The 19,004-nt window shown below is 42.5% G+C and carries 15 protein-coding genes; 7 read left to right on the plus strand and 8 right to left on the minus strand.

The genetic code is table 11. The annotated features are described in order from the left end of the window. Positions 1–54 precede the first annotated feature (54 nt). On the minus strand, positions 55–1,026 hold the full coding sequence (locus tag AC5JL8_RS01220) for a stage II sporulation protein M (RefSeq protein WP_495877951.1): 972 nt from the start codon (positions 1,024–1,026) through the stop codon (positions 55–57). 80 nt (positions 1,027–1,106) lie between these two features. On the opposite strand from AC5JL8_RS01220, the gene AC5JL8_RS01225 reads away from it, so the two are divergent. Together AC5JL8_RS01225 and AC5JL8_RS01230 are read left to right on the plus strand one after the other, a co-directional pair. Next, the gene (locus AC5JL8_RS01225) at positions 1,107–1,958 is read left to right on the plus strand and encodes a DUF975 domain-containing protein (protein WP_495877952.1); all 852 of its coding nucleotides are present in this window, start codon (positions 1,107–1,109) and stop codon (positions 1,956–1,958) included. Between the two features lie 18 nt (positions 1,959–1,976). Next, on the plus strand, positions 1,977–2,756 hold the full coding sequence (locus tag AC5JL8_RS01230) for an RDD family protein (protein WP_495877953.1): 780 nt from the start codon (positions 1,977–1,979) through the stop codon (positions 2,754–2,756). Positions 2,757–2,922: 166 nt separating this feature from the next. Here the strand turns inward: AC5JL8_RS01230 and AC5JL8_RS01235 are convergent, their stop codons facing one another. Continuing rightward, positions 2,923–3,720 carry a DUF1868 domain-containing protein gene (locus AC5JL8_RS01235; protein ID WP_495877954.1) on the minus strand — a complete coding sequence of 266 codons (798 nt, stop codon included), beginning with the start codon at positions 3,718–3,720 and terminating at the stop codon, positions 2,923–2,925. Positions 3,721–3,809: 89 nt separating this feature from the next. Here AC5JL8_RS01235 and holA point away from each other — a divergent pair, with 89 nt between their 5' ends. Together holA and AC5JL8_RS01245 are read left to right on the plus strand one after the other, a co-directional pair. Continuing rightward, positions 3,810–4,799, plus strand: a complete 990-nt coding sequence (gene holA / locus AC5JL8_RS01240) for a DNA polymerase III subunit delta (RefSeq protein WP_495877955.1) — start codon at positions 3,810–3,812, stop codon at positions 4,797–4,799. A 108-nt stretch (positions 4,800–4,907) separates the two neighbouring features. Further along, positions 4,908–5,387: a DUF4168 domain-containing protein gene (locus tag AC5JL8_RS01245; RefSeq protein WP_495877956.1), complete on the plus strand. Its 480-nt coding sequence runs from the start codon at positions 4,908–4,910 to the stop codon at positions 5,385–5,387. A 199-nt stretch (positions 5,388–5,586) separates the two neighbouring features. Here the strand turns inward: AC5JL8_RS01245 and AC5JL8_RS01250 are convergent, their stop codons facing one another. From AC5JL8_RS01250 to AC5JL8_RS01265, 4 genes are all read right to left on the minus strand, one after another. Beyond that, positions 5,587–9,591 carry a hybrid sensor histidine kinase/response regulator gene (locus AC5JL8_RS01250; RefSeq protein WP_495877957.1) on the minus strand — a complete coding sequence of 1,335 codons (4,005 nt, stop codon included), beginning with the start codon at positions 9,589–9,591 and terminating at the stop codon, positions 5,587–5,589. Between the two features lie 190 nt (positions 9,592–9,781). Next, positions 9,782–12,157 (minus strand): glycoside hydrolase family 31 protein, encoded by a 2,376-nt coding sequence (locus AC5JL8_RS01255; protein ID WP_495877958.1) that lies wholly within the window; start codon positions 12,155–12,157, stop codon positions 9,782–9,784. 417 nt (positions 12,158–12,574) lie between these two features. After that, positions 12,575–12,706, minus strand: a complete 132-nt coding sequence (locus AC5JL8_RS01260) for a hypothetical protein (protein ID WP_495877959.1) — start codon at positions 12,704–12,706, stop codon at positions 12,575–12,577. Further along, on the minus strand, positions 12,693–12,821 hold the full coding sequence (locus tag AC5JL8_RS01265) for a hypothetical protein (protein ID WP_495877960.1): 129 nt from the start codon (positions 12,819–12,821) through the stop codon (positions 12,693–12,695). The genes AC5JL8_RS01260 and AC5JL8_RS01265 overlap by 14 nt, the downstream gene beginning before the upstream one ends. A 577-nt stretch (positions 12,822–13,398) precedes the next feature. Here AC5JL8_RS01265 and AC5JL8_RS01270 point away from each other — a divergent pair. From AC5JL8_RS01270 to hpnK, 3 genes are all read left to right on the plus strand, one after another. Next, positions 13,399–14,229 carry a squalene/phytoene synthase family protein gene (locus AC5JL8_RS01270; protein ID WP_495877961.1) on the plus strand — a complete coding sequence of 277 codons (831 nt, stop codon included), beginning with the start codon at positions 13,399–13,401 and terminating at the stop codon, positions 14,227–14,229. Between the two features lie 129 nt (positions 14,230–14,358). Continuing rightward, positions 14,359–15,807, plus strand: a complete 1,449-nt coding sequence (gene hpnJ, locus AC5JL8_RS01275) for a hopanoid biosynthesis associated radical SAM protein HpnJ (protein WP_495877962.1) — start codon at positions 14,359–14,361, stop codon at positions 15,805–15,807. Positions 15,808–15,889: 82 nt separating this feature from the next. Further along, positions 15,890–16,750 carry a hopanoid biosynthesis-associated protein HpnK gene (gene hpnK / locus AC5JL8_RS01280; protein WP_495877963.1) on the plus strand — a complete coding sequence of 287 codons (861 nt, stop codon included), beginning with the start codon at positions 15,890–15,892 and terminating at the stop codon, positions 16,748–16,750. A 220-nt stretch (positions 16,751–16,970) separates the two neighbouring features. Here the strand turns inward: hpnK and AC5JL8_RS01285 are convergent, their stop codons facing one another. Both AC5JL8_RS01285 and AC5JL8_RS01290 read right to left on the minus strand, forming a co-directional pair. Beyond that, positions 16,971–17,342 carry a DUF2237 family protein gene (locus AC5JL8_RS01285; RefSeq protein ID WP_495877964.1) on the minus strand — a complete coding sequence of 124 codons (372 nt, stop codon included), beginning with the start codon at positions 17,340–17,342 and terminating at the stop codon, positions 16,971–16,973. Beyond that, positions 17,329–18,975: a cyclic peptide export ABC transporter gene (locus AC5JL8_RS01290; RefSeq protein ID WP_495877965.1), complete on the minus strand. Its 1,647-nt coding sequence runs from the start codon at positions 18,973–18,975 to the stop codon at positions 17,329–17,331. The genes AC5JL8_RS01285 and AC5JL8_RS01290 overlap by 14 nt, the downstream gene beginning before the upstream one ends. Between the last annotated feature and the right edge of the window lie 29 nt (positions 18,976–19,004).

Here is a 19,004-nt window from a genome sequence, read left to right on the forward strand (position 1 = left end):
TTTTAAAATTTTTAATTTTACATTTGAGCGAAACGACAATCATTATCTGTTGCTTTATTTTTGAGAATTTGCATAAAGCCGCTTGCGGCTACAGTACTTTACCAGAAGCACAAATAATCCCAGCCCAGCGAGATATTTTAAAGGATTAGGCACGTTGGGATTAGGAGATAAAAAGCCTTCGATAGCGCCAGCGATCATCAACAGAGGTACAATTCCAAATACTAACTGCACCGCTTGCGAACCGTAAAATTTCAGTGCATCACGACGACGATATATACCAGGAAATAAAATTGCTTTTGCTAGTAATAATCCCGCACCCCCAGCTAAAAAGATGGCGGGTAATTCTAGGGAACCATGAGGAAATACAAATGCCCAAAAGGGATAAGCAAGTTGATTTTGACCAACTAAAGTACCAATAGCACCAATTAATAAGCCATTAAATACCATCAAAAAGGCTGTGTATATTCCGGCTGTCATCCCACCAGCCACAGCCCCAAAGGAAACTGACAAGTTATTGATCATAATATTGCTGGATGCTATGGGTTCAATCCCCACAATCGACCCCATCCATAATTTGCGCTCATCTCGCACTTGGGAAATTAAGCTTTCAGGTACTAGTAACGACATAAAGGTTGGGTCTTGCCAAGCATACCACCAAGCAACTACCGCCCCCAGTAGAAACAAGGCGGTAGCAGTAGCGATGTATGGAAATGTTTGCTGCACTACAGATGGGAACCCCCATCTGTAGAATTCCATCGCAGCTTGCCATTCTTGGCGACGTGAACCTTGATAAATCTGCGTATAAGCGCGAGTGGTTAATGATTGTAAACTTTGTATTAAAGTATTACCGACTTTTTGAGTACGGGCGCGTGCCAAATCTGCCGCCACGGAACGATATAAACTCGCTAATTCACAGATTTCAAGTGCCCGCAGTGACTTTAGCCCTTTTGTTTCTACTTGTCTTAAAAGGTAATCCAAACGCTGCCAATTTGGTTCTCGTCTTGCAATCCAACGTTGAATATTCATAAATTTTAAGAATATTTGGTTTAACGTACTTTAAGATAGCCTCAAATTCATCTCTGTACTATCTAGGAAAATTTGTCCTCATGTCTGGCAATATTGGTTCTTCCAGTCCCATGCAACCCCTAAGTGTGGGAAATGTTGTGAGTGCAGGAATGCGGTTGTATCGTTCTCATCTGAAAGAGTATTTTTTACTTGCTCTTAAGGCTTATGTGTGGATACTTGTTCCAATTTATGGCTGGGCGAAGTTTTCTGCCCTTTCAGCATTAATTTCTCGCTTGGCTTTTGGCGATTTGGTTGAGCAACCCGAAAGTATTGCTGCTGGAGAAGGTTTTGTCAATTCTCGATTGTGGCAGTTTTTATTAACAACGGTGTTAATGTTGATTGCCAGTATGGGAATTATTTTCGGTGTTGGTTTTGTATTCGTGCTGTTGGGCGTTTTAGCCGCGGCGTTGGTTGGAGGGATAGGTCAAGCGAGTGCAGCTGCTTCTATCCTGGTTTTTTTAGTAGCTTTTGTAGTAGGCGTTGCTGCACTTGTGGCAATTTGCTGGTTGTTAACAAGATTTTATTTAGTAGATGTGCCGCTTGCAATTGAAGATAATGTTGATGGAACCTCAACTATTAGTCGTAGCTGGGAGTTAACTCAGGGTTACGTCTGGCGAATTCTTTTGATCGGATTTGTAGCTTTTTTAATTACAATACCTGTACAAATTGGGCTTCAAATTATCACCACTATTATTCAGTTAATTTTTGCGCCCTTAACACAACAGGGCAATGGCGTTTTTAGTCTGCTGGCGTTCGTGTTAATCCTAGCTGTAAGTTTTGCTAGTGGGGCAGTTGTTTTACCATTTTGGCAAACAGTCAAAGCTGTTATTTACTATGACTTGCGGAGTCGTCGTGAAGGCTTGGGCTTGAAGTTACGCGATCGCGACATTTAAACGCTAAATTTGACTAATATGCATCTTTTTAATCGTGTTACATTTCGCACGCCAGAAAGTGTAGAACTCGAATTCACCCTCGCTGGAATTGGTAATCGCGCCTGGGCTTTGCTTATTGATTATCATATTTTGGCTGTAATTTTGGTGGGATTTTTCCTTATCTGGGGAACTGTGGCAATACAGCTAACAGCTTTTTGGTCAAGGATTTTTGGCACTGCTCTAGGTTTGTGGTTGCTGGCGATCGCTTTTATTGTTACTTTTGCTATTTACACGGGTTATTTTGTATTTTTTGAAACTTTATGGCAAGGGCAAACCCCTGGTAAACGATTTGCTAAAATTCGTGTTGTTCGAGATGATGGTAGACCCCTTGGGTTACAACAAGCAACTTTACGTGGCTTACTGCGTCCCATTGATGAGTTTTTGTATATTGGGGCTTTTTTAATTATGTTGAGTCGCCATGAAAAACGCTTAGGTGATTTAGCAGCTGGTACGATTGTCATCCAAGACCAAATCTCCACAGCATCAGCGACTTTTACGATATCAGAACAAGCAAAGTTATTTCATGAGCAGCTAATCCAAACTTCTGATTTATCAAAATTATTACCAGATGACTTTGCTGTAATTCGGGAATATTTACAACGACGTAGTGCAATGTCATCTAAGGCAAGAGCTTTGCTTTCCCTCAAGTTATCTCAGCAGGTTCAAATTATTATTAACTTAGAACAAATTCCCGCAGATGTTGCGTCTGATGTGTTTTTAGAAGCTATTTACCTTGCGTATCAACATAAAGAATTTTAAGTTTTCAAGCTGAAGTAAGTAGAAGGCAGAAGGCAAAAGGGTGAATATTTTGATCAATTCGTTATGTACGAAATACATAGGGGTTTGACTTGAGAAAGTGCTGAGTACTAGGTAATTTTTTACTAAATACTCAGCACTCAACACTTCATTACTCAGCACTCAACACTCAAAAATGACTAATGACTAAACTTGGCCAGTCTGATTGACGATAATAGTGTGTCATATCGTCGAATTTTCGTAGTTCAACACGATCTATCAAAAATTTTGGTGAGTTTAAAAGCCATTGTTGATTCAACTGAGATAGCATCGTACCGAAGTTTGTACGGTCTAAATCAGAGGAAATCTCCCCAAAATAGCCTAGTGTGATATGGGCAGTGAAATGATAGTGTTGTTCGATGCCCAAGGCAATTAACTGAGGATTTTGATAAATGGTTCGACGAAACTTAATGATCTGCTCGTAACAACGTTCATCTTGAGGTACTAGACAAACGCCTACAGCTCTTGGCATAACAATCAGTCCCAGCACTTGCCAATAAATGGGTTGGCTCTCACTAGCGATAGATTGTTGATATTCTTGAAAAATTTCAGCCAAGCAAGAACGTAACTGCTGCTCAAATTCAGGGTTTTTCTCGCAAGCATCACGGTAAGCACTGTCCCAGATCAAATCTGCTAACGTCAAATGGAAGCTAGTAGAGGGTACAGGCACAATCAAATCACTGTCCACAGACAACTTTAACAGTTGCTGTTGGTAATCTTGTAACTGGGCATAGAAAGCAGAGTTTTCTGAGGCCTCTACCGCAGGCGGGGTAATTAACGTATAGCCTGGAAATGGTACTGCTTGCCTATATCCGGAATCTGGCTGAAATTTAGCAGATTCCTGAATGTGCTGGACTTGGGATCTGTAAGCTTCTGGTAGCGTCATTCGTGCTACCCGATTCAAGTAAGTTTGATAGTTGTCGTCCAATCTTCTTGGCCTCGCGCGCTCTCTTGATAGATTTTAGGCAAAGTTACCCTGATTAACAAAGTAGTTTTGAGGTTTTTTGAGGTTTTTCGATGCCAATCTATGTTTACTGGGGTGAAGATGATTTTGCCATAGAAAAGGCGGTTGCTGTGTTGCGCGATCGCGTCCTCGATCCTCTATGGACAAGTTTTAACTACACTTGTTTGCTTCCAGATCAACCTGATGCGGTAATTCAGGGATTAAATGAAGCCATGACACCAAGCTTTGGAGCCGGTGGACGGTTAGTATGGCTGATCAATACTACCCTTTGTCAGCACTGCCCAGAGAATGTGTTAGCAGAACTTGTACGTACCCTACCAGTAATTCCCGAAAGCTCATATTTATTGCTCACCAGTCGTAACAAGCCTGACGAACGTTTAAAATCTACGAAAATTTTGAAGCAGCTCGCCACTGAGTTCCGTGAATTTCCTTTGATTCCGCCTTGGAAGACGGAGTTGCTGGTGCAAGCTGTTCAGCAAGCTGCGGAAATCGCGGGTGTAAAACTAACTGCCAATGCTGCGGAACTATTAGCGGAATCTGTAGGTAACGATACACGCCTTCTCTACAATGAAATAGAAAAATTACGGCTTTATACTAGTAGTAGTAACCAGCCCTTAAATGTAGAGACGGTTACTAAGCTAGTAAGAAATACTACGCAGAATAGTTTACAATTAGCAGCAGCAATTAGAATCGGAGACACAGCTAGAGCTTTAGCAATCTTGAGCGATCTCATGAATGCTTCTGAACCTGGCTTACGAATAGTTGCTACACTGATTGGTCAATTTCGTACTTGGTTATGGGTAAAAATTATGATGGAAAGTGGTGAGCGCAATCCCCAAGCGATCGCTTCTTCTGCTGAGATAGGTAACCCCAAACGTATTTACTTTTTACAGCAAGAAGTCAAATCTCTTTCTGTACAGCAGCTCATCTCTACCTTGCCTTTACTACTAGAGTTAGAAGTGAATCTCAAGCAAGGATATTCTGATATGTCAATATTTCAGACTAAAGTCATTGAACTGTGCCAACTTTCTAAAGAAAGCTAAAAATAAATATAAAAGTTTGATGGATTGGAAGTTTTCTGGAACTTCTCACTCCTAAAATAATTCAAAGCCAATATCATATCCCTACTGTAGTTCTGTGTCACCCATCATATGAAAAATTTTTCTGATTTCTTTTTCCGAATTAGCTGGCAGCGGCTGCTTTCCCAAACTTTATCTTATAGTGCGATCGCCACTACTAGTTTGGTTGCCAGCGCTTTAGTTTTAAGTAGTAAAGCTAACGCTCAAACTCCATCACCAGTTAATAATAATGAAATAAATAGCTACGCTCAAGCTGTATTAGCAATGGAGCCAGCACGTCAGCAAGCCTTTGATGAAATTAAAAAAATTATTGGTGGTAGAGAAATTCCTAAGATTGTTTGTAATGACTCTCAAAGTATAAGTACTCTGCCAAAAAAGGCTCAAGATATTGCAGTGAATTACTGTACCCGTTCTCTAAAAATAGTCCAAGATAATGGTCTTAGTATTGATCGTTTCAACAAGATTACGCTAGAACTACAAAATGACAATAACTTAAAAACGCAGGTTTATAATCGATTAATAGACATACAAAAGACTGCTGGCCCTCGCTAGAAATCACCTAATCAAAAATCAATAACCCTAGGCATATCCAAGGGTAGGCAATAGCGAAGAATCATTAGTTGTTAACTTGTCAAAGCAAGTATGAACATCCTCTGAATTTATTACCATCTTAAATAAAGACTAAAAATGCCTGTCGCTAAACGTGAATATTTTTCATCTGCTTCTTTACAGTGTTAGTTGTAATGTATTTTCAGGTGCGACTAACAAGACTAGCAACTACTGTAGCTAATTCAGCTGCTTCAATTGGTTTAGGTAAATGTAACTGGTAACCTTCCTGTATAGCGCGCATCCGATCTTCTGCTCTAGCATAGGCTGTTAAAGCTGCTGCTGGAATAGTTCCCCCTTGCTCTGGTGGTTGCGATCGCAGTTTCCGAATTAAAGAGTAACCATCTTCTTGAGGCATACCAATATCGCTGACTAAAACATTAGGTTTCCACGTAAGTATTAACCGCAATGCTTCTTGTACTGATTCGACTGCTTGCACTTCGGCTTGGCACTGGTGGAGTACAGTGGCGATAAATTCGCGGCTATCAGCTTCGTCATCCACAACTAGCACCCGCACGCCTTTAAGATTAGGGTACAGGGAAGCAGAATCTTCTTCCTGGCTCTGTGGTTGTGAAACGATTGCCTGATCTGGCACAATTAGTGGTAGTTTAACTGTAAACGTCGCTCCTTGCTGCTCACCTTGACTATCCACGTGAACAGTACCGCCATGCAGTTCTACTAAATGACGCACAATCGCTAACCCCAGTCCCAATCCACCATGGGCCCTGGTACTAGAACTATCAGCTTGGCAAAACCGATCAAAAACATAAGGAAGGAATTCTGGATTAATACCAATCCCTGTATCAATTACTTGGATTTGAGCATAACTAGTAATATCACCCTTGAGCTTTTGCTGCTCACCGCCGTTCTTCGAGAGCCTGATTTCTACCCTACCGCCTTGAGGTGTGAATTTAATGGCATTGGATAGCAGATTCCAAATGATCTGTTGCAAGCGTTCTGCATCCCCAGAAACTAGAAATTCTGAATTTAGCTCTTTAGCATCGTTGAGGTTGCTATGGTGTGGAACATCAAAAAGACTAGTTGTAACTACTGTAGATTCGGGATTTCCGCTATTTATTCCCAATGCTAAATTTGCTGTTGGTGACTCCCACCCAGGATAGGAAAATTTCACATCGATTTCCTTGACTTGGGCTGCTAAACTGACAGTCTCAAGGGCTGATTCAATAATTGGAATCACATTGCAAGTCCGAACATTAAGACGTAATTTGCCTCTAATCATGCGCGAGATATCCAGCAAATCTTCAATTAACTGAGTTTGCGCTTTAGCATTGCGCTCGATTGTTTCTAGTCCCTTATGAGTCTGAGTTTCGCTGAGATTGCGGGAACGGAGCAACTGTGCCCAACCAAGGATGGCGTTGAGGGGCGATCGCAACTCATGAGACAATATCGCTAAGAACTCATCTTTCATGCGGTTTGCTTCTTGTAGCTGCTCAGTTTGCTGCTGTAAAGAAGCAATTAACTTGGCACGTTCCATAGCGATCGCTATTTGGTCACAAACTGCCTGCATCATTCCTTTTTGATTATCGGTGAAGCGAGTGCGAGTGCGAGAGCCAAAAGAAAGAGTACCCAAAAGCTGTCCCTGCGCTATTAAGGGGTAACAATAATAAGCCGTAATCCCTAGAGAGCGAATCAATTCTGTTTTTGGGTCAGTTGATTGCTGTACATTTTCGACCGCAATGGCACAACGCGTCTGAGCTACAGTACCGCAGACTGCTTCACCAATCTCTAAATATTCAATTTCTGTTGCTAATTCTTCTGGAATGCCTGTGGATGAATCTAGATGCATTAGTTGAGAGTTTGGCTCAACCAAATAATTCAAATAAACATCTAAACCAATCTGCTCTGAAAGTTTTCCGTATAAACTGGCGATTAATGCTACAGGATGCTGGCTCGATAGTAGTTCACTGGCAGTGTCAAATAAAAGCTGGAGTCTTTTATAACCCAATGACAAAGCTTTTTCCACCTGCTTGAGATTGGTAACTTCTTGAAACACCAAGATACAGGTCGCTGGATAGCCGTGCATTGCTGGCATGGTATCAGCAAATATTAATAAAGAGCGAATACCTTGGCTGGTGTGCCAGTCTACCTCCAACCCATCCAGACGTTCTCCACGCGCCACCCGCACCCCTGGCATTTGCTCGTTTGGGATGCGATCGCCATTGAGGTCAGTGTAATAGTAAAACTGATGATATTCTTCAGCGGTTATACCTTTAGGAAACTCGCCTCCGGCCAATTCATTAGCAGATCGATTGGCAAAAGTCACCCGCGCTGTTTCTGGTTCGATAAAAAGCAGCGGTCTGGGCATTAAATTTAACACTTCTTCCAGCCATTTTTGCTGATTTAGCAGGATTTCCTCGGCTTGCTTGCGCTCTGTTATATCTAAAAATGCACCGATGCATCCTCTAGTCTTGCCTTCTTCATCAAACAGGGGTGTAACGTATTCCAGCAGTTTGACCATTTTGCCATTTTCTTGGACAACATCAACTTCAAAATCTAAAACTTCAACACCGTTAGCAGCAGAGTACTGCATGGGTAATTCATTTCCTGCAAGTTCCCTACCTTTACGGTAGAGTTTAAATTTCGGTCTTTCCTCAATGGAGGTAGTTAGGGAAGCATTCATATCTGGCGATATCCCTAATTGTTTGGCAAAATGGGGGTTTACCCTGATAGTTTGGCATTCTGGATCTTCAGCAATGCCGATGCCAATTGGGATCACATCTAGCAAAGTTTGTAACTCGCTGATGCGGCGCTGTAAATCTTTGTTGAGTTGTAGAATTTGTTGCTTTGCTTGCTTGCGTTCACTCAAGTCGAGAATAAACGCTACAGACTCTTCCCGTTTTTCTCCTAGCAGTACGTAACCAACTAAAACTAAGATGCGGCTACCATCTTTGCGAATATATTCTTTTTCATAAGGTGTACAAGCACCGTTAGTATTTGCCTTTGCTTCATTGATGCCTTGCTCGTCCAAGTATAAATACTCTGGTGGTGTGACATTCTTCCAAGATATTCTGCCTGCTAATAAATCTTCACGTGTGTAGCCAATCATCCTCAAAAATTCTTCGTTTGCTTCTTGGATGCCTCCATCAACATCACCAAATAGAATACCGATGACGTTAGCATCTACAAAACTTCTCAGTTTTTCTTCGTAGGCTTTCAGTGCATCTTGGATACTATCGCGTTGATGGCTGAGGTGATCGATATGTGCGGCACTGTGCCATATTAAAATGGCAAATATCAAAATTACGGCGATCGCGAACAGTGATATTGCAAATGCTGTGTCATATTTTCCGGCTCTTTGACCTTGAACAATTAGCCAACCCAAGGTAAAAGGCACAAGAATTGCTGCAAGCAACAAACGACGAGCAAGCAAACCTCCATAGTTATTACTCATGACTACCTGCATCAATCCTTTGTGTGGATGCGTGCATACAATACCAATAGATAACACAGTGAAAGTCAGTGCCGTGTGTAAGGCCATTGATGTTGTATAAGGTTGGATGCCGTAAAAAACTTTGCTTTGGTAGGCATAGCCAATCAGAGCTTGTAGGGAAATTAAAGCAGCTATTAAAGTGAGAATTTGGGCATACCAATAGCTCCTTTTGGTTTTTTGATGTCCCGCAAGCTCTAGGGATCTACCAACAAGCATAAAACTCAGTGCAGTATTCAACCCCATGCGCCCTGGATGGGATGTTAATACTGCATTTGGCGAGTCACGGAATAAAAGCTCGTCAATACCCAAGTTCCAACCAAACAGATATTGACCAAGTGTGAGCGAACCAATTATGCTCACACCTACTGCACACATCCTGGACAACCATAGGTAAAAAGCGCTGTTCAGGTAAGTTTTAGCTTCGTCTTTTCTTTTTCTTCCTCTCTCAATTAACAGTAGCGATACACCAGACAACAAGAAACACAAGGCTGTATTTGCCTTCATTGTTACTACGCTGGTATCAAAGCCATTTTTGAGAAATTCAATGTCTAAACTCCAGCCAATTAGTACCAAACCACCAACCAAAATGGCGATGGCTCCGCCAACACCTCCGGTGAACGCACTAGTAGCTTGTACTATCAATGAAAGTGAGGCGATCGACTGTTGAACTTGCAGCCGCAAGCAGTTGACTTTTAACATTGAGGTTTTTTAACCCCATCTAAACGAGCTTGTTAAAGTTCAATATCTCTTTTGGGCTAGTGTGTTTCTTGGCTTTCTGGTCATGCTACTAGTAATTGGAAGATATTTTATCTATCTATATGCATATTTTGTCGTTATAGCATTGGCAGTAAAAAATTATGTTTGCCCAAAATCTCTCTTTGAGCATATTTCAAAATTCCCAGCTATGTTCCAAACCATCATCTTGAAAGCGTCGTTCTCCAATGCCGACAAGTTCAATAATTACTTCTCGCTGTGGTGACCATTCTCCTTCGCGTGCGCCAATTGTGATAATTGTTCGCTCATCATCTGTAAACACGCTAATGGTTCTTAAAGAATAGTTTTGATTTTGCTCTACTGTATATCCATCATCTTCAAAAAAACTGTATTCATTGTTGCCTGGCCAAATACAAATGCGAAGTTGATTGAGAGGAGATTGATCAACATATTGCGTAACAGCTTGCATGGGGATAATTGCACCACCACGAACATAAAGTGGCATTGTTTCTAGTGGCGCATGGGTGAGAATATGGGTAGGCCCTTCATATTTTTCGCCGTTCCACCAGTCATACCAAGTACCTGCGGGTAAATAAACAGCCCGATATTCAACTCCAGGGCGGTAAATAGGTGCAGCCATCAAAGAAGCTCCCAACAATACTTGATCATAAAGGGTGTAGGTTTTAGAATCCTTGGGAAAATGGTATAATAATGGTCTTAAAATCGGAGCGCCTATTTTTGCTGCTTCCCAAAAAAGATTGTAAATATAAGGTAGTAGCTGATAACGCAGATTAATGTATTCTCGACAGATGTTCTCAACGCGATCGCCAAATACCCAAGGCTCATGACGAGCAGTAGACATTGCTGAATGACCACGCATCAGTGGATACAGCATTCCTATCTGCATCCAACGGGCAAATAATTCAGCTGTCGCGTTACCTGCAAATCCACCAATATCGCAACCGACAAACGCCACACCCGAAAGCCCCATATTGCACAGCATCGGCAGCGACATTTCTAAATGCTCCCACAATGAATGGTTATCCCCCATCCACACAGAAGACCAACGCTGTATACCAGCATAACCAGAGCGAGTCAGCACAAACGATCGCTCTGTTGAACGATGTCTTTGCAAGCCTTCAGCACACGCTTTAGCCATCATCAAACCATACAAGTTATGCACTTCCAAATGAGTTGAAGAGGACGTAGGAAAATTCTCCCCATCTCCCTGCTCCCTGCTCTCCTGCTTCCCTGTACCTCCCTGTGGTGCATCTAAAGGAAACCAAATTTTCTCTCCACCATCCCCAAAAGGGCGACTATCAATGGCAGGTTCATTCATATCATTCCAAATTCCTGCAACACCAATGTCAGTGAGACTTTTATGTAAATCACCCCACCATTGACGCACATCAGGACGTAAAAAGTCAGGAAAAACAGCTTTCTCAGGCCAAACATAACCGTGAAACAATTGACCATCGGCTTTACGCACAAAATAGTCATTGGCTATTCCCTGGTCAAAAACGTGATAATCGGCTTCTGGTTCATACTTCACACCAGGATCGATAATTGTGACTGTTTTAAAACCATCCTCCGCCAAATCGCTTACCAATTTTGCCGGGTTAGAGAAGCGCTTCGGACTCCAGGTAAACACCCGATAACCCCGCATATAGTCAATATCGAGGTGGATGACATCGCAGGGAATGCGCCGCTGGCGGAATTCTCGCGCCAGTTCGCGCACAACATCTTCTGATTCATAACTCCAGCGGCATTGATGATAACCAAGCGCCCATTTTGGCGGTAGCGGCATCCTACCACTTAATTGAGTGTATGTATGCAGAATTTGGGCAGGTTCAGGCCCATAAATAATGTAATAATCCAACTCCCCACTACGAGTTTCCATTTTCCAAACACCGGGTTTTTCCGCGCCAATATCAAATTGACTCCAAAAAGTAGTGTTGAAAAAGATGCCATAGCCAACCTCTGGACGCAAAGCCATAAAAAACGGAATGGCTTGGTACATTTCATCAGTCAGCGCATCGTAATCTAAAGCATCGACTGTCCAATTCGTTTTAACTTGGCTAAGTTTATCGAGAAAACCTGTGCGTTCACCAAAGCCGTAAAAATGCTCATCAGCTGCAATTTGCTTCCATGCAGCAGTTGCACCCATGCGCCAACCCATCCCCATATCTACATCTTGGGCAAACGGACGATTAGCTTTGTCAAAGCAGGCGATGCGACACTCTTGTTTTTGAATGCATACCCGTATTTGTTCAGTGACAATTTCTACTGTGGTATCGGTTTCGTGTACCTCAAAAGCTACTTTTGCCCATTCTGAATCATCCAATGTTACTGCCCAAGAACGGCGATGCATAAATTCCCCAGTCGGTGCAAGCCTCACTCGAATTAAATTTGGAGCAAGTATGATGATTTTGAGGTGTGAGTTACCACACTCCAAATTGATAGTGCGATCGCTCCAATTTACAGCTTGCACACTCCCAATAGTTGTCCACGGTTGGTTAGTTGTGGGTAATTTTCCAAAATATTGCGGCATGATAAACCTGTTTTGCAAATAGGGACTGGGGAAATTAAACCTCCACAAAGTAGGGGCACAACATTGTTGTGCCCTTACAAAAGATTTGTATTCCACGCAATTGAAACTATCTATAAACGACCTGTTTTGAAAATAAGGCAGAAGGCAGATTTTTAATAATACAACGGCGTATATTGGCGGCTAATTATTCATTTTTTGCACTATTGCCAAAAGCCTCATCTACATCTTGCGGCTCTTGGGTTAATGACTTTAATTCTTCTAAACTACAAAGCAGACGTGGCTTATCAGAGTCAGTCAAATCTAGCTTGTCCCAAGGTACTATATATCCACCGTAGATTTTATGTGCCCCAAATAAATGTAAAATTCCTAACCCAATTGTCCACGCGGATAATCTTTCTAAAATTGCAGTATACCCAATTAGATATTCTTGAACAACCCATTTTTGACCTTGTGGGCACGTACTTCCTCAATGTGTCCAATGGGTTTACCAGTTGAGTCTAATACTCGTTTACCAAGTAGCAGTTGTAAATGAATTTCACAAGTTGCCATTATCCTGCTCCTGGAATGCGTTTGATAATGCGATGTGCAGCCATTGTTCATAGGCTAATGCTGGCGTAGCTTTGGCTTCTACATGAATTTTTACATCAATACCAACATCCCGCACTTTTGACCATGGAATCCGAATCGGAAAATCTGAATGTTGCTGCCCTGTATTTAGAGTAAATTAACGGGAGCTCACTATTGTGGATCTATCAAATCATCTTTCGTGATTTATAGCTTCAAAAAGCTGCTCTCGGTTAAAATCTTGACCTTTATTGTCATTTTAGATTACTGTGATCTGTCACCAAGTGTTATCCAATTGTCTTTATTGGCGCAAGAAGTATGGCTTTCTAGCCAGATGGCCTTAGACTCTAGAGGTTTTAACCATGTAAAATTGGCTGTTCCCTATTAAATAACTTGAGAGGTAATTGACCACTTAGCATAATTGTTCATATTACCGTGAAAATTTTATGATGCCTGTAGTATTTCATACGCTATGCATTTTTGCCATAAAAGCCTTATATACTAGACTAGACTTTGAGAAATTTGAGATTTTTGTTAATTGTGATACCGACAACTATTAGTTTTTAGAGGAAATACTAGCGGAAATACAGTTCTTAAGGTTTAGTAAAAATTAGATCCAGTATCATCAAAAAACTGAAAACTTCATGTGGTGTGAAAATCAAGAGAGGAGTGAGGAAATGGATTTACGTAGAGATGCGCTGCAAATCCTGAAGGAAACTAGCCGAACTTTTTACATTCCAATTAGTATTTTACCGCCTGGATTACAAGAGGCAGTCGCATCAGCATACTTGTGTATGCGCGCTATTGATGAAATAGAAGATCATCCCGATCTGGATAACGCAACTAAAGCAAAACTATTACGAACAATTAGTTTGACATTACAAGCTGGCGTTGATGGCTTTGCAGTTGATGCTTTTTCTTCAGGATTTAGCGGGTATGAGAATACTTTAGCAGAAGTCACCCTTGGAATTAGAGAATGGTCAATCTTAGCACCTGAGGCGATCGCACCCCGGATTTGGGACGCCACCGCTGCAATGGCAGACCGGATGGCTCACTGGGCGGAAATCAACTGGAAAATTCACACCGAGTCTGACTTAGATCGTTATACCTTTGGGGTTGCAGGCGCGGTGGGATTGTTACTATCAGATTTATGGGCTTGGTACGATGGGACACCAACTAACCGTACTCAAGCAATTGGCTTTGGTAGGGGTTTGCAAGCTGTTAACATTCTGCGTAATCACACCGAAGATTTGAAAAGAGGAGTAGACTTTTATCCTGAAGGTTGGAGCGCGGCAAATATGCAAGAATATGCACGCCGCAATCTAGTGCTAGCAGATGCTTATACTAAAGACCTCCCTGCTGGCCCTGCTCTAGACTTTTGTCAGATTCCGCTCACCTTGGCACATGGTACTCTTGACGCCTTAGCTAATGGCAAAGAGAAACTCAGCCGTAATGATGTGTTGGCACTCATCCAACAGTTTATCAATGTGAACATGAAAGCTAGCTAGTTTAAAAAGGCAGAAGGCAGAGGGACGACGGCAGAAGTCAAAAGTCAGACAAGGGAGAATAACAATCATGCCCAATGCCCAATGCCCAATGCCCAATTACTTTTGACCTTTGACTAAGGAGAGATATCAATGAAGAAAACTTTGTTCCTCAGTCCTCCTTCCTTTGATGGATTTGACGGTGGCGCGGGTTCACGATACCAAGCCAAGCGCGAAATTACTTCCTTTTGGTATCCGACATGGCTGGCGCAACCTGCCGCGCTTGTCCCAGGTAGCAAGCTTGTAGATGCGCCGCCTCATGGCCAAACTGTGGAAGATGTGCTGAAAATCACTAAAGATTACGAACTGGTGATCATGCACACCAGCACCCCCTCACTGGCTAATGATGTCAAGTGTGCAGAAGCCATAAAAGCTCAGAATCCAGATGTGGAGATTGGCTTTGTCGGGGCGCATGTGGCAGTATTACCAGACGAGACGCTGCGGGATAATTCAGTTATCGACTTTGTGTGTCGTAATGAATTCGACTATACCTGCAAAGAGCTAGCGGAAGGTAAACCTTGGGAAGATATCAAGGGTCTGAGCTACCGCGATCGCACTGGTAACGTGCGCCATAATGAGGAGCGCCCCTTAATTCATGACTGGGATGCTATGCCCAGCGTCCTCCCCACTTATGCCCGTGACTTAGACATAACTAAATATTTCATCGGTTACCTGCTACATCCTTATATTTCCTTTTACACTGGTCGCGGTTGTCCGGCAAAATGCACCTTCTGCCTCTGGCCGCAGACGATTGGAGGTCACCTCTACCGTCATAAAAGTCCAGAAGTTGTAGGGCGGGAGATGGAAGAAGCCAAAGCCATATTTGGTGATAAGGTACGGGAATATATGTTTGATGACGATACGTTTACGATAGATAAACATCGGGCGATCGCCATTAGCGAACACATGAAACGGCTCAAACTCACTTGGAGTTGTAACGCCCGTGCCAACTTAGACTACGACACCCTAAAAACCCTGCGCGATAATGGTCTGCGATTACTGCTTGTAGGTTTTGAATCTGGTAACCAAGAAATTCTCAACCGCATCAAGAAAGGCATCAAGCTAGAAGTGGCGCGGGAATTTATGAAAAACTGCCACAAACTCGGCATCACCGTTCACGGAACTTTCATTATAGGTCTACCAGTTGAAACGAGAGAAACTGTAGAAGAGACAATTCGCTTTGCCTGCGAACTCAGTCCCCATACAATTCAAGTTTCAATTGCCGCGCCTTACCCTGGTACAGAACTTTACGAACAAGCCAAAGCCAACGGTTGGTTTACCAACCAATCTTTAGTAGCTAACTCTGGAATTCAAACTTCCACACTACAATATCCAACTCTTTCTAGTGAGGAAATTGAAGACGCAGTAGAGCGCATGTATCGTAAATTCTACTTCCGTCCCAAGGCGATTCTGCCAATTGTGCGGGAAATGCTCACAGACCGCCAGATGATGGTACGTCGTCTACGCGAGGGTGGGGAGTTCTTCTCTTACCTGAAAGAACGCCGCACTCAGCAGGCTGCTGCACACGCACAATCTATTTAGAATTGGTGACTGGGAACTGGGAAGAATCAAAGCTTCTTAATTCCCTAATCCCCAGTCCCTAGTCCCTAGTCCCTAGCTTCCTATGCCCAAACAAAATCGTCGTTTTGTCATTATCAATGGTGATGACTTCGGCTTTTCTCGTGGTGTCAATCAAGCAATTATCAAAGCTTTTAAACAAGGTGTACTAACTAGTACCAGCCTGATGGTAACGGGAGAGGCTGCTGAAGAGGCGATCGCAGAAGCGCGTAAACACCCTAACTTAGCAGTCGGTCTACATCTAGTGCTGGTGTGCGGTCGGTCTGTTTTGTCACCTTCCCAAATTCCCCATTTAGTTGACTCACAAAGTAACTTTCCAGACAGCCCCCTCCAAGCTGGTTTACGCTATCAATTCCATCCTGCCGCCCGTGAAGAATTACAACGAGAAATCCGCGCCCAGCTAGAAAAGTTTCGTGATTCTCGGTTGCCCCTTTCCCATGTAGACGGACATTTACATCTGCATACCCATCCCGTAGTATTGCGTATTCTGGTTGAATTGGCACAGGAATTTAACATCCGGGTGATCCGTCTGCCATCTGAAGAACTGAAGATGACCCTCAAGCTTGACCGCCGTGGGTTACTGACTAAGCTAGTCTGGGCAGGAGTATTTGGTAGACTGCGCCGCTATGGTGAGGGATTACTGAAAGCTCATGGTATTAACTTTGCTGAACGAGTCTACGGGTTGCTGCAAACTAGCAGTATGACCGAGGAATACTTGCTTGGTTTAATACCTCAGATTCAAGCAGACTTAGTAGAAATTTATTCTCATCCCGCAGTAATTAACCCAGAGGAGCCACTGAATGGCCCCTCAGGTTCAGGTGCAGCAGAACTCTCTGCGCTTTTGAGCGACAAAGTACGAAATGCTATTGTTCAAAGTGGGTTTGAGCTAACTAATTACAATCAGTAGTTGGACAAAAATAAATTAATTCGTAGCTTTTTAAACGCAGAGGGACGCAAGGTAAGCGCAAAGTAACGCAGCGAAAAGTTCCTCGAAGCCGGGTTTCCCGGCGTAGGAACGCCACTTTGCACAACGGGGGGAACCCCCGCAAGCAAGTGGCTCAACTTTTCAAGACAGAGTATTTTTATCAATTCGCTACGAATTAATGAAATGGTGTACTAAGTACTGATCAAGAGTGAGTGAAAGCGTGTTTTTGCAAATCTTCTAAATTACAGGCTTCTAAAGCTCTGGCATGGGTGGCTGCAAGCACAACGGGTGGAGCAACGCCAGCCTCAAGCGCTTCTTGCCAGCGTGCAGCACATAAACACCAGCGATCGCCTGGCTGCAAACCAGGAAAGTTAAATGCCGGAACAGGGGTGCTGAGGTCGTTTCCTTGAGATTTAGTAAACTCTAAAAATTCTGCTGTGACTTGAGCGCAAACAACGTGCATTCCAAAATCCTGACCACCTGTATTACATAACCCATCACGGTAATACCCAGTCATCGGAGAAGTGCAGCAAACCTCCAGGTTTGTGCCTAGTACGTTTTTAGCCTCTGCCATCTTCAATTCCTTGATACTGCTTGCTATATTCAATTCTGCCGTAATTTAGTTTTACTATCCGGTCTGCTAAATAAAAATAGTGATCGTCGTGGCTGATAACCACCACTGTTTTACCTCTATCTCGCAGTTCTGGCAGCAGTTGAGTATAAAATACTTCCTTAAATATTGGGTCTTGGTCAGCTGCCCATTCATCAAATAAATAAATTGGTCGGTCTTCTAAGTAAGCTGTAAGCAAAGCCAGTCTTTTACGCTGCCCTTGAGAAAGAGCAGTTGTAGAAAGTCGCCCATTTTCAACTTTGACTTTATGATCTAGTTGGAGTTGCTTGAGGTATTTTTGAACTTGAGTATCCAAGTCAGAATTTTCTAATCCTAAAAGTTCTTCAAATAAATAAAAGTCCGAGAAAACTACCGAAAAATGTTGACGATACCATTCTCGGTTATTCTCATTAATTGTCTCTCCATCTAACAAAATTTCTCCATTGTCAGGTATGTAAAGTCCAGTAATTAATTTAGCTAAAGTGGATTTACCGCTACCATTTCCGCCAACAATGAACAATAGTTCTTTAGCATATAGTGTTAAGTCTATGGGGCCAAGAATAAAGCTACTATCTTGTTGTTCTGTGTAATAAGTGTGGGTCACACCTTTGAATTCTAATCTTTGCCAAGATGATTTAATAGCAGGTGGTACTGTCGATGTTTCTACTCGACTAGCTAGATATAAACCTAGTGATTCTATCTTTTGTAAGGCGACATTAGCTTTAATAATCTGAGGTAAGTTATTAACAAGGTTGTCCATCGGCAACATCAAATAAGTAAAAGTCAAGACGTAGCTAGAAAGAGTTTGACGGCTGACGGTAATCAAATGCGGCAGTGCGAACAACAAAAAACCAACCGCGAAAAAAAATATGAATCTGCCCCAACTAGTAGTGAATGCGAAAAGAGTCAGACCTTTAACGTTATGCTGACGGTAATTAATAGCTGTTGATTCTAGTTGTTTTTCTAAGAAGACTTGACGGCGCTGATAGTTGAGTTTAAGTTCCTTAACGCCTTCGGTAATCGTGCGAAAATGCTGAAACAGTACATCTTGATCCTCACGAGCAAGAGCAAGCGATCGCCCTCCTCCTTGCAATAGCCACTGGCAACTACCAAGCGCTACTACCATCAGAGTTAAAACCAACAAAAATACTAACCAAGAAAGCCAAGTTATGTAAACTAGGCAACCCAACACCATCGATAGATCAATGCAGAGGAAAGGAATTATATAGACAGCGTTAGCAACAGCTTGCACATCCTCTGTGAGGGTTGCCAATATTCGCGGATTTCCTAGCTGTTCTAAATGGCTTAACTCAGAAGCCAATATCTGACGGCTCAAGTGCATCCGTAATTGCAAGATTGCATTTTGAGAGAGGCGAACCAGCATTACCTGAGAAATGATACTGGTAATCAGTGCAACTATTACCAAGCCCACAAAACCCCAAGCTATAGTTGTCAGGGGTGAGGTTGTACCAGGATTGGCAGCAGAACTAATTAAAGCAATCAATCCAGCACTACTACCACCACTCAGGAATCCGGTTACGATCGCGATCACCACCATCCCCCATGAAGAACGTAAAAGAAAATAAATCAGATTCATGATGGTATAGCTGCCAGTTTATAGAATGC

This window comes from Mojavia sp. (assembly GCF_059505145.1).